This window comes from Pseudomonas sp. NPDC087803 (assembly GCF_044742995.1).
In the GTDB taxonomy this organism is placed as follows: domain Bacteria; phylum Pseudomonadota; class Gammaproteobacteria; order Pseudomonadales; family Pseudomonadaceae; genus Aquipseudomonas.
In genome coordinates, this window is the sequence record NZ_JBIUVO010000005.1 from 37,817 (window position 1) to 49,827 (window position 12,011).

At 62.5% G+C, this 12,011-nt stretch carries 7 protein-coding genes; 2 read left to right on the top strand and 5 right to left on the bottom strand.

The genetic code is table 11. From position 1 onward, the window contains the following. Positions 1–36: 36 nt before the first annotated feature. On the top strand, positions 37–993 hold the full coding sequence (locus tag ACIOUG_RS06365) for an alpha/beta hydrolase (protein ID WP_401063492.1): 957 nt from the start codon (positions 37–39) through the stop codon (positions 991–993). A gap of 143 nt (positions 994–1,136) precedes the next feature. Here ACIOUG_RS06365 and ACIOUG_RS06370 read toward each other — a convergent pair whose 3' ends face one another. The 5 genes from ACIOUG_RS06370 to pvdM form a co-directional block, all read right to left on the bottom strand. After that, entirely contained in the window at positions 1,137–3,602 is a 2,466-nt protein-coding gene (locus tag ACIOUG_RS06370; protein WP_401063495.1) for a TonB-dependent siderophore receptor, read from the bottom strand. Between the two features lie 184 nt (positions 3,603–3,786). Then, complete coding sequence (locus tag ACIOUG_RS06375) at positions 3,787–5,436, bottom strand: cyclic peptide export ABC transporter (protein WP_401063497.1); 1,650 nt, start codon at positions 5,434–5,436, stop codon at positions 3,787–3,789. Positions 5,437–5,924: 488 nt separating this feature from the next. Continuing rightward, a complete protein-coding gene (locus tag ACIOUG_RS06380) occupies positions 5,925–6,818 on the bottom strand; it encodes a formylglycine-generating enzyme family protein (RefSeq protein ID WP_401063499.1) in 894 nt (297 codons plus the stop codon). Positions 6,819–6,850: 32 nt separating this feature from the next. Next, positions 6,851–8,131 (bottom strand): aminotransferase class V-fold PLP-dependent enzyme, encoded by a 1,281-nt coding sequence (locus tag ACIOUG_RS06385; RefSeq protein WP_401063502.1) that lies wholly within the window; start codon positions 8,129–8,131, stop codon positions 6,851–6,853. Between the two features lie 28 nt (positions 8,132–8,159). Further along, positions 8,160–9,509 carry a pyoverdine-tailoring dipeptidase-like protein PvdM gene (gene pvdM, locus ACIOUG_RS06390; protein WP_401063504.1) on the bottom strand — a complete coding sequence of 450 codons (1,350 nt, stop codon included), beginning with the start codon at positions 9,507–9,509 and terminating at the stop codon, positions 8,160–8,162. A 231-nt stretch (positions 9,510–9,740) separates the two neighbouring features. Between pvdM and ACIOUG_RS06395 the strand changes: the two genes are divergently transcribed. Beyond that, positions 9,741–11,369: a PvdJ/PvdD/PvdP-like protein gene (locus ACIOUG_RS06395; RefSeq protein ID WP_401063505.1), complete on the top strand. Its 1,629-nt coding sequence runs from the start codon at positions 9,741–9,743 to the stop codon at positions 11,367–11,369. The last annotated feature ends 642 nt before the right edge of the window (positions 11,370–12,011 follow it).

A 12,011-nucleotide genomic window follows, 5' to 3' on the forward strand; every position in this document is an offset into this window, starting at 1 on the left:
CCCGGTCATTGACCTGTTTTTGGAAGGATGTGAACGATGGCTGTTTTGCCAGAGCTGCAAGCATTTCTCGAACTCGCCGAGTTCGGCCGACTGACCGGTAAAAGCCGTGCGATGCACGAGCAGACCCCGCAACAGGCACGCCTCGACTTCGAAGCCGCGTCGGGCTTTCTCGATGTGCCGCTGGAGAAGGTCAATTGTCAGGATTTCACCATCGCCGCCCGCGATGGCCACAGTCTGGCGGCGCGCCTGTACCGCGCCGGGCAGGCCGCGGAAGGCCTGCAACCGGTGATGTTGTATTTTCATGGTGGCGGCTACGTGGTCGGCAGCCTCGATTCCCACGATGCGCTGTGCCGACGGCTGGCGGCGCAGGGTGGTTTTGCGCTGTTGACGGTGGACTATCGCCTGGCGCCGGAGTGGCGTTTTCCGACCCCGGTACAGGATGCCTGCGATGCCGGTAACTGGCTGGTGCGCGAAGGCGCAAGCCTGGGGCTGGACGCGGCGCGGACGGTGCTGGCCGGTGACAGCGTCGGTGCGACGCTGGCGACCGTGCTGTCGTTGATCGCGGTACGTCAACCCGAAGAACTGAAACTGCTGCCAAAGGCCCAGGTTCTGGTGTACCCGGTGACGGACGCGACTACTCATCGCGCCTCGCACCGCGATTTCGCCGAAGGCTATCTGCTGGAGACCCCGACCCTGGACTGGTTCTACGCGCATTACGCCCGCACGCCGCAGGATCTGGCCGACTGGCGCTGCTCGCCATTGCTGGCGGACGATCTGTCCGGTGTCGCACCGGCGCTGGTGTACCTGGCCGGGCATGATCCGCTGTATGACGAAGGTCGTGCCTACGCCGAGCGTCTGCGTGCCGCCGGCAATGACCTGACCCTGCTCGAACAGCCAGGCATGACCCACGACTTCCTGCGCATGGCCGGGCTGCTGAGTGAGGTCGAGGCGATCCATGCCGAGGTCGCGCAGTGGGTACGCTCCCATCTGTGATCTGATCTGATCTGATCTGCGAACCGCCATTGCCGAACCGGTGATGGCGGTTTTTTTTGCCCGCTCAAAAGACCTTGAGGCCGGCGCCAGGGCAAAAAAAATGCCCGCATCTTTCGATGCGGGCATGGGGCTTCTGACTGGAATCAGAAGTTGTACTTGGCGGTGAGTTGCAGGTTGCGCGGCTCGCCGTAGAACGTGGTGTCGAAGTTGCCCAGGCCAGTCAGGTACTTCTTGTCGAAGACGTTGTTGGCGTTGACGGTGAAGCTCAGGTGCTCGTCGTACTCGTATTTGGTCATCACGTCCACCAGCGAGTAGCCGCCCTGCTTGATGCGGGTGTAGTCGCCGGCCGGCGCGCTGTAGATCTTGCCGTAGAACGCGCTCTGCCAGCTGACGCCGCCACCGACGGTGACCTTGTTCAGCACACCCGGCAGACGGTAAGTGGTGAACGTGCGGAACACGTGCTCGGGTTTGGTGGTGGACAGCGGGTAGCCGTAGATGCGTTGCTCGTCCTGGTCACGGGTGCGGGCGTAGGTGTAGCCGGCGGACAGGTTCCAGCCTTCTTGCAGCTCACCGGCCAGTTCCAGTTCGACACCGTTGGTGGTGGCGCCGTTGATGGATTTGTAGATGCCTTCGTTGGTGACCGGGTTGGTGCCGATGGACTCGGCGACGTTGTCCTGCTCGATGCGGAAGAACGCCAGGCTGGCGTTCAGGCGGCCGTCGAGGTAGGCGGCCTTCAGACCGGTCTCGTAGGCATTGCCTTCGACCGGAGCGAGGGTCTTGCCGTCGGCATCCTTGTAGATCTGTGGCTGGTAGATGTTGGTGTAGCTGCCGTACAGCGAGTAGGTCTCGTTGAGGTCGTAGACCACACCGGCGTAAGGCGTGACGACCCCGTGTTCCTTGTAGCTGGCATGCGTGTCGTCCATGCCGGTGCCCGCGTTGTAGGAGTAGTCCTCGTTGTACTTGAAGGTGCTCAGGCGGCTGCCGAGGATTACCGACAGGTCATCGGTCGGGCGCAGGCGCGTGGCGAGGTAGATGCCGTTCTGGCTCTGGGTGCGCTCGTATTTGCCGTTCTTCGGGAATTCCTGTTTCGGCAGATCGCCGTTCCAGTCGTAGATGCTGCCCGGTACCTGGCTGAAGGCGCTGGTGTCGAACGTGGCACCGGTCTGGCGCGAATGCGAGGCCATGAAACCGGCCACCAGTTCATGCTCACGACCGCCGAGGGTGAACGGGCCGGAGACGTTGATATCCGCCGTATCCTGCACACGGTGACCTTCCCAGCGACCCCAGTACAGGAACATGCCTTCGCCGGTGGCGCGATTTGGGTTGCCGCCACTGGCCGAAGCCAGCTGCGTGTCGTGATCGGTGATTTTCTCGTTGAGGCTGACCTTGAGTTTCCAGTCGTTGGCCAGGGCCTGCTCCAGCGAGGTGAAGTAGGTCACGGAGTCGAAGTCGCGACGGCTCCAGTCTGCGCCCGGGTTGAAGCTGCGCGGGAAGTCGGTACGCCCGCCATCGGCGAAGTACACCGGGTTGCCGGTCCAGGACGAACCGCGCGGGGTCACGCTCTGTTTGTCGATGCCGAAGGTCAGCAGGGTGTCTTCGCTGAGGTCGGCTTCGAGGATGCCGTAGTAGACATCCTTTTTCTGCGTGTAGTGGTCGATGTACGAGTTCTTGTCCTGATACGCGCCGACGAAGCGCCCGCGCACCGAACCGCTGTCATTGAGCGGGCCGGAGATATCGCCTTCAGTGCGATAGTTGTCCCACGAGCCGGCGGTGCCGGTGACCGAGGCCTTGAATTCCTTGGTCGGCTTCTTGCGCACCAGGTTGACGGTGGCCGAAGGATCGCCGGAACCAGTCATCAGGCCAGTGGCGCCCTTGATGATTTCGACGCGGTCGTAGGTGGCCATGTCGACGTGGGTCGCACCTTCGTCGTACACGCCGTCGTAGACGTTGTTGACGCCGTCGTACTGGAAGTTGGTGATGGCGAAACCACGGGTCGAGTACTCGGTGCGGTCGCTGTCATATTGCTGCACGGAAATGCCGGGGGTGTTGCGCAACACGTCGCCGATGTTTTTCTCGCCACGGTCGTCCATCTGCTGACGGGTCACCACGGTCACCGATTGCGGCGTTTCGCGAATGGTCAGCGGCAGCTTGGTCGCAGTGGTGGTGGCGCCGGTGGTGTAGGCCCCGCTGTCTTCGGTGATCAGGCCCAGCGCCTGGCCGGAAATGGTGGTCGCGCCCAGTTGCAGGGTCGAACCCGCGCCGCCGGAGACCAGGGTCACGCTGCTGCCATTGATCTGGAAGGAAATCCCGCTGTCCTTGAGCATCGCGGCCAGGGCTTCGGCAGGCTCCAGCGAACCGGATACCGCACGGGATTTGATCCCGGCCACTTGATCCGGGCTGTAGAGGATCTGCAGGTTGGTCTGCAGGCCCAGTTCGGTCAGTGCGCTGGACAGCGGCTGCACCGCAATATTGACCTTGACCGGTGCCGCGTTGGCCATCGTGCTCCCCAGCAACGTGGCGGTCAGCAGGACACTTGTCAGCAGGGTTCTATGCAAAGTCGGGCGCTGTACGGCCAGCGCGAGAGGTGTGCGGCGTGGAAGAGGGTGCATTACTTGCCTGAGCTCCTGAGAAGTGTTGTGCAGAGTTTTTGTTAATAGGAATTATTATTAAGACGGAGGGATGGCAAAAAACCGGAAACAAACCCGACAAATAAATAGTTGCCGGGTGGTTTCTGTGCACTTGAAGCCGGGATCGGGCCTCGCGGATCAATCCGCAAGGCGTATTACAGACGGGTCAGGCCGGAGCCAGCTCGCTGACCACACGGCCACGCTCCATGCGCACCAGTTGATCGGCGACATCGAAATAGCGGTCGTCGTGGGAGATCACGATGATGGTTTTGCCCAGACGCTTGAGGTCCGGCAGCAGCTCGGTATAGAAGATGCGGCGGAAGGTCGGGTCCTGATCGGCCGCCCACTCGTCGAACACCAAGACCGGGCGTTCTTCCAGCCAGGCATTGATCAGGGCCAGGCGCTTGCGCTGGCCGGTGGACAGGTCGGTGGTGGTGAAGTTGCCGTCCTTGACGCTGACCTTGTGCGCGATCTCCAGGCGTTGCAGGTACTTGTCGGCATCTGCCGGGATCTGCATGTCGCCCTGGACTACGTCGTCGAACAGGTAGTAGTCGGCAAAGACCGTGGTGAACAACTGGCGGTAGTCATCGCGATTGTGCGCACCGATGCCCAGGCCGTTGACGCGAATCTCGCCCTGCTGCGGGGTGTACAGGCCCAGCAGCAATTTGATCAGGGTGGTTTTACCGCAGCCGTTTTCGCCGACGATGAACGTGATGTCGCCCTGCTTGATCCTCAGGTTGACCGGCCCCAGCTGAAACGGCGCCGCGCCGTCGACGGCCGGGAAGGCATAGCGCACGTCGGCCAGTTCCAGGCTGTGCACCGTCTTGTCGGCGTGGCCCTGATCGCTGAGCAACAGGTGCGCTTCAGGGGTGGAGAATTGCTCGGACAGTTCTGCGATGCGGCGGAAGGCGATCTGCGCGCGGCTGACAATCGGCAGGGTGCTGATCAGATGTTCCAGCGGGCCTTTCATGTACAGCAGCACCAGGACGAAACCGCTCATCACCGTTTTGTCGGCGCTCGGCCAGAACGTCTGCAGGGCCAGGGCGAGGCCGATGACCACGAAGAACAGCATCGAACCGAACGTCTTGGCGATCACGAAAGTGTTGATCGAACGCACCTGGGTGTTGCAGATGAATTCGGCGGTGGCCTTGATCCCGGAGACGAACATGCGCTGACGGCGCGGGCGGTGAATGCGCAGCTCCTTGGCGCCTTCGGCAATCGCGTTGTAGTGCTTTTGCAGTTGGTCTTCGGCGTCACGCGCGGCCATGAAACCTTGCACACCCTTGCTCTGGGCATAGGCCTGGATTGCGGTGCCGATCAGGATCGCCGCGACCATGATCAGGAACATCGGCCACGACAGCAGTGCCAGGTATCCCATGCAGCCGAGGGTCACGGTGACCGAAATCGCCAGCGGCGCGAAGGCGAAGGCGAAGTCGCTGATGGTGTCGACGTCGTGGGTCAGCACCGGAATCAGCCGATGGCTGCGGTAGCGCTCGATCTGTTCGATCGGCGCCGAGAGGACTTTTTCGCCCAGCTGTTTACGCAGTCTGGCGATGATGTGCTGGCCGACGTAGTTGGTGCCGATGTCGGAGCAGATCGAACTGGCCAGGGCCAGCAGGCACAGGCCGGCGAACAGCGCGACCACGCCTTGGGTCAGGCCGCTTTGCGAATGCAGGGCGTTATTGATGGTCGCCAGCAATACCGTGACGCTCAGACCGCCGACCATGCCGAGGAAAATGGACGCGGCGACGATGAGCCGAAACGGTTTCAACAGGGCGAACAATTCGCCGATGGCGCCACGGGTAGGCTGGGTCATGGAAGACAGTTCCTTGGGTATAAAAGCAGATACCCAGTAGAACGTCTGGTGGCCGGCTTAATTTAGCCGGGTGCCGACTGGCGGCGCTATGGCAAAAAACCTGTAGGAGCGAGCCCGCTCGCGAAGGCGCAAGTCCATTCAAAATCCATGTTGGCTGACCCACCGCTATCGCTTGCAGGCAAGCTCCCACAGTGACTTTGTGGTGTGCCCGATTTGAGTGAATGCCGCCGGACCCTGTGGGAGCGGGCTTGCCCGCGAAGGCGTCGGCACATTCAACATAAGTGCTGCCTGACACACCGCTATCGCGGGCAAGCCACGCTCCCACAATGGATCGGGTGAACAGGATATCCCGATTCCCCCTCCGACCCCTGTGGGAGCGGGCTTGCTCGCGAAGGCGTTGTGTCAGTCGATTTGCTGGTGGCTGACAGACCGCTTTCGCGAGCAAGCCCGCTCCCACAGAGGGGGGAAACGGTGATCGGAGGACAGGCTCAGAGTTCGCGCACTACGCGAAAGCCCATCCAGTCGCCACGTTCATTCGGGTACTGGCTGTTGCGGTTGCCGGAGCGCGAGAACACCGGTGCTTCGCCCCAGTCGTTGCCGCGAATGCGCACCGCTTCGCAGTTGGCTTCCAGCCAGGCACTGCCGTCGGTGGGCGCGCCGACATAGTCCGGGTGTTCGCAGTCTTCGACCCATTCGTAGACGTTGCCGTGCATGTCGTACATGCCGAAGGCGTTGGCCGGGTAGCTGCCCACAGGCGAGGTGAAGCTGTATCCGTCCGCCGGGCCATAGGTGTTGGCGTGTTTGGCGATGCTGTAATCCTTGCCTTCATCGAACGGGAAGGGGAACGGACCTTTGCTGCCGCCACGCGCGGCGTATTCGCGCTGCGCCTCGCTGACCATGTGGTATTTCTGCCCGGTCTTTTTCGACAGCCAGGCGACGTAGTTTTTCACGTCGAAATAGTTCATGCACACCGCCGGTTGCCGTGGTTCCTGCTTGTAGCGCGGCTTGCTGGCGACACATTCGCGACCGGGGCGGGTATCGCCATTGGCAATGGTCACACCGCTTTCGCGCACGTAGCTGTCCCACTCACCGGCGGTGACCTGGAAGCGGCTCATGGCGAATGGTTTGGCGAACGTCACGTCATGCATCGGACCTTCATCGGGTTCGCGGCCGACTTCATCGTCCGGGGTGCCCATGGTGAAGGTGCCGGCGGGCAGCACGACCATTTCCGGGCAGTCCTTGCAGTCCTTGAACACTTTGCCCGGTGCGGGCGGTGTCGCGGCCAGTGCGGCACTCGGCAGCAGGCAGCCCAGCAGGGCCGAGAGGGCCAGCGCCTTGAGTGCGCCGGCGGCGCTGACGGGGGACAACAGATCACGTTTCATGAGTCATCTCGATTAAAGGAAAGCGGGGCGATTCACAGGTGCTTGTCGAGCACCGCCATGAATCGCTCAATGTCGTTCTCGCTGTTGAGCAGGCCCGGGGCGATGCGGATCACCGGACCGGCATCACGCTCCACGGCATCGCACACCACGCGGTCGGCCATCAGTTGCGCGGCGACCTGATCGCAGTTGCGGCCCTTGATCCGGAAGAAGGTGAAACCCGATGACAGCGCCGCGCTGCGGGGGGTTACCAGCTCGATCGAGCGATGTTCCAGCAGGCGGTTTTTTGCATAGGTGTTGAGGCTGTGGATGCGCGATTGCACCTCGTTCTTGCCCAGTTCCAAGTGCAGCTTGAATGCCTCGTCCAGCGCCCAGCGATGCTCGAAACTGTGGTAGCCGCCGGGGGTCATGGTGGTCGAGAACGTGGTGGCTTCAGAGAAGGTCGGGATGATCGGCGTGACGTCCTTGAGTTCGCTGGAGCGTGCGCAAATGATCCCGGTGCCGCGCGGACCGAACATCCATTTATGGGTGCCGGCAATGAAGAAATCGCAGTGCATTTCCGGGAAGTCGAGGTCTTCGACGCCGAAGCCGTGCACGCCGTCGACCACGTACAGGATGCGGTCCTTGTCGTCACGCTGGCGGTTGTGTTGCTCGACCAGTTTGCCGATCTCGCCGATCGGCAGTTTCACGCCGCTGCCCGACTGCACCCAGGTCATGCCCAGCACACGGGTCTCGGGGCGGATGCCGCGGTCGATGCCACTGAGCACCTCGTCGACCGAGATCTTGGCGCTGCTTTCGAACAGCTTGAGTTTGCGCACTTTGACCCCGTCGCGCTGCTGGCGGTAGGCGAGGGTGTAGTTGGTCGAATAGTGCTCGTGTTCGGTGGTGAGGATTTCCTGCCCCGGCCGCACGTGAATGCCGCCGTAGATCAGCGCCAGGCCTTCGGTGGTGCTGCCGGTCAGGGCGATCTGCTCGGGTTTGGCCTTGAGGTAGCGTCCGGCCCATTCGCGCACGAACTGCTCACGCTTTTCGGTTTCGCCCAGGTCCCAGTCCATCGCCCGGCCGGGGTTGCGATCCAGCGTCGCGCGGTGGCGCTCGATGGCTTCGCGCACCGGCCGTGGGTGCGAGGTCACCAGGAAGTTGGCGAAGTGCAGGTAATCCGGATCCTGATCAAACAACTGGCGCAACTGCGCCCATTTGTCCCCGCTCAGCGGTTGCGGGCTGGCGGCCCGCGCCGGCAGGTTCACGGCAGCGCCCAAGGGCAGGCCGGCGGCCAGAATCCCGGCCTGCTTGAGGAAAGAACGGCGGTTGGTCATGAAGTCGGTTCGCTTGTTCAAAAGGGCGTCAGTGAGTGGCCACGGGTTTCGACGATTGCTGGACCTGCTCCCAGACCCGCAGGAAATTCCCACCCCACAACTTGGCGATGTCGGCTTCGCTGTAGCCGCGGGAGATCAGTTCGGCGGTCACGTTGCGTGCCTCACTGACGTCCTTCCAGCCGTCGATGCCGCCGCCGTCGTTGAAGTCGGAGCTGATGCCGACGTGGTCGATACCGATCTTCTTCACCGCGTAGTCGATGGCGTCGCCCAGATCCTTGAGGGTGGCTTTCGGTTCTTCGTCAACAATCCCGTAGAGCTGACTGGCGTATTCGCCAAAGCGCTGCTCGGGCCACACGGTGATGATCGGATCGCCGGGCATCAGCGCCATTTCCAGGCCTTGCAGCGGTTGCAGGTCGAACTTCGCACGCAGGGCATTGAGCTTGTCCTGGGTGTGCTGGCTCAGCGGGCGCAGGTAGGTCGGGAAGCCGACAATCTGCACCACGCCGCCGCTGTTCTTGATCAGCTGCATTTCCTGATCGCTGATGTTGCGCGGGATATCCACCAGCGCCCGTGGCGCCGAGTGCGAGGCCACGATCGGTGCGCGGCTCAATTGCGCGACTTGTTCCAGGGCCTTGGTCGACATCTGCGACACGTCGATGATCACGCCCAGGTCATTGAGCCGGTGCACCGCCTGCTTGCCGATCTCGGACAGGCCGCCGAGGGCGTCGCGGGTGTCATTGAAAAACGGCAGCGGCCGCGACGAATCGGCCCAGGCGTTGTTGCCCACGTAACTGAAGCCGAACATGCGCATGCCGCGTGCGGCCCACTTGTCGAGGGCGTTGAGGTCATTGCCCAGCGGATAGGCGTTGAGCATGCTCATGAAGATCGCGAATTTGCCTTCACCGTGCAGGCGCCGGAAGTCGTCCGGGGTGTAGGCGATGGCCACCTGATTGGGGAAGTCGCGCACCAGCGTGGTGATGATCTTGTAGCGGGTTTCCTGTTCGAAGCGTGCCTCTTCGACGAAGCCGGCGGTTGGGCGGTGCGGGGCGTTCGCGCCGTTCCAGATTTCCGGCCAGCCGAAGATCGTCAGGGCGGCACCGGAGAGCCGGCCCCGGGCGGTCTTGACCAGGTCGAACTGACCGCTGCCGTCCTTGTCGGCTTCGTTGCCGGCCGTGCCGAAATCCAGCGGCACGGTGATGTGGCTGTCGAAGGACAGGATCCGGTCCTGCAACTCATCCGCCTGTTTCATGACTTTGGGCGGGTAGCCGGGGTTGTCCTTGAACCAGTGCTCCCAGACCGCGAAGCCAGCAGCGGCGCTGATCGCCAGGGCCAGCGGCAGGCCGAGGTAAAGAGCCTTTTTCGAACGTGGTTTTGTCATTGCCATCTCAGTCAGGTTCGCCGTCGAGGTGCAGGCACAAGGGCCTTCGCTATCTGGGTGGAACGACTGGGCAGCCATGGAATTTAGGCCTCGGCAAAAAGATCGCGGGCACCCCGGCGCTCTGTAGGCGCTGGCGCAGGCAGCGATCTTTTCCGGCGCGCATAAATTTGCCGGGGTAATAATCGTTCTAGCTTGGATAAAGCCTGCTTCATGGCTGACACAGGTAGGGCAATGAAGATTTCTCGACGATGGTTCATGGCGGGTCTGGCAGTGACCGGCGCCGCTGTGCCGGCAGGGTATTTTGGGCATCGTGAATGGACGAAGCCGGACCCGACGATCACCCCCGGCGAAGCGTCGTTCGACGTGGCGGACGTGGCCGGTCAACGCCTGGCCGATACCTTGCGGGGGGTCTGGCAGATCCGTTTCGAGGGGCGTGATGCGGGCCTTGCCGGCCTGCCGAAAGAGGGCTTGGAAGTGTTCCTCGACATCGCGCACAAGGGGCGCGGGGTGATCGGTTTTCTCGACACCGCCGAACGCCTGCGCTCGCCTCAGCCGCCACGCTATCGGGTGCTCGCCGATCTGGCCGATGTCAGCGCCGCGCAACTGAGCTGGCGGCTGGTCAGCAGTACAGCGGCCGATGGCGCCCCCGATTATGAATTCAGCATGGCCCTCGACGAGGTCTGGGCCGGCTTCGGCAATGCCGGCAGCGGCAGTCTCAGCGGGCGGGTGCTGAATCTGGATCGGCCGCTGATGTTGCCGGCCCAGGACAACCGTTTTGTCGCGGTCAAACGGGTGTTCCCCGAGGCGCGCGAACGCATTGGCCTGAACCCGACTCTGCTGGCGTGGCTGATTTCTCCCGAGCACCGTCTGTTTCACCAGCTCTGGCACGCCTCGCGAGACAAGTGGCACACCCTGTCCGAGGAAAAACGCGGCGCCCTGCGCGGCATCGGCTGGCAGCCCGGCCCTCGCGACAAGGAGCGCGACGCCCGTGGGCCGCGCAAGGATCGCAACGGTTCGGGGATCGACTTCTTCTTCATGCACCGGCACATGCTGGGCACGGCGCGGTCGATGCAGGACCTGCCGTCCTGGCAGCATTTCCCGTTGCCGCAGCCGGAGCTGATCCGTGATCGCCAGGGTTTTGCCGACTACTTCGACAACCACGACGGCACCTCGCTGCCGCCGACCTGGCTGGCTGAAGAGGATGACGAATACTCGCAATGGGTCAGCGACATCAAGACCGCCGAGACCTACCACAGCAACTTTCTGGTCTGGGAATCGCGTTACCGCGACCCGCGCTATCTGGCAAAGCTGACGTTGGGCCAGTTCGGTTCGGAGGTTGAACTGGGGCTGCATGACTGGCTGCACATGCGCTGGGCCTCGGTGCCGCGTGATCCTTCCAACGGCCATCCGGTGCCGTTCGCCCGCGATCCGGCGGATTTTTCCGCACGCTGGTACGCGGCGGAAAACGACTTTCTCGGTGACCCGTTTTCCTCCCATGTCAGCCCGGTGTTCTGGGCGTTTCATGGCTGGATTGACGATCGCCTGGAAGACTGGTTTCGCGCCCATGAGCGGTTTCATCCGGGGGAGGTCACGCGGATGCAGGTCAATGACGTGCCGTGGTTCGCCCCGGGGCGCTGGGTCGAGGTCAATGACCCGTGGCTCGGCCCGATCACCCACGGCTGCAGCACCGTGCCGGGGTTGCAGGCCGGCAAGTCAGTGGAAATGGACCCGGAAACCATGAAGCTGGCGCTGCGCATCACCTTCAGCGATGACGAGAAAAAACTCTCGGAGCTGTTCCGCAAGGTACCCAAGCGGCCGTGGTATGCACGGCACCTGAAGGCCAAGCAGACTTCGGCCTGATACCGCGCAATCGTTCATTCGCGAGCAAGCCCGCTCCCACAGGTTTTGTGTACCGGCCCAGGCCTGGGGAATACACAGGCCAAATGTGGGAGCGAGCCAGCTCGCGAAAGCGGTGGGCCATCCAGAACAGCTTCGCCTGACACAACCCAATCGCTGGCAAGCCAGCTCCCACAAGGTCCAGTGGTTGCCACAGGATTGGAGTGATCCACAACACCTGTGGGAGCGAGCCTGCTCGCGAAAGCGGTGGGTCATCCAGAACAGCTTCACCTGACACGACGCCATCGCCGGCAGGCCAGCTCCCACAAGGTCCAGCGGTTGCCACAGGATTGGAGTAATCCACAAAACCTGTAGGAGCGAGCCTGCTCGCGAAAGCGGTGGGCCATCCAGAACAACTTCGCCTGACACAGCCCAATCGCTGGCAAGCCAGCTCCCACAATGTTCAGCGGTTGCCACAGTATTGGAGTAATCCACAAAACCTGTGGGAGCGGGCTTGCTCGCGAATGCGGTGAGCCATCCAGAACAGCTTCACCTGACACAACCCAATCGCTGGCAAGCCAGCTCCCACAATGTTCAGCGGTTGCCACAGGATTGGAGTAATCCACAAAACCTGTAGGAGCGAGCCTGCTCGCGAAAGCGCTGGGC

Bases quoted from the DNA above. Each gene is read 5' to 3' on its own strand.
- ACIOUG_RS06385 (WP_401063502.1), bottom strand. From the start codon at position 8,131: ATGACCAACCGCCGTTCTTTCCTCAAGCAGGCCGGGATTCTGGCCGCC.
- pvdM (WP_401063504.1), bottom strand. From the start codon at position 9,509: ATGACAAAACCACGTTCGAAAAAGGCTCTTTACCTCGGCCTGCCGCTG.
- ACIOUG_RS06395 (WP_401063505.1), top strand. From the start codon at position 9,741: ATGAAGATTTCTCGACGATGGTTCATGGCGGGTCTGGCAGTGACCGGC.
- ACIOUG_RS06370 (WP_401063495.1), bottom strand. From the start codon at position 3,602: ATGCACCCTCTTCCACGCCGCACACCTCTCGCGCTGGCCGTACAGCGC.
- ACIOUG_RS06365 (WP_401063492.1), top strand. From the start codon at position 37: ATGGCTGTTTTGCCAGAGCTGCAAGCATTTCTCGAACTCGCCGAGTTC.
- ACIOUG_RS06380 (WP_401063499.1), bottom strand. From the start codon at position 6,818: ATGAAACGTGATCTGTTGTCCCCCGTCAGCGCCGCCGGCGCACTCAAG.
- ACIOUG_RS06375 (WP_401063497.1), bottom strand. From the start codon at position 5,436: ATGACCCAGCCTACCCGTGGCGCCATCGGCGAATTGTTCGCCCTGTTG.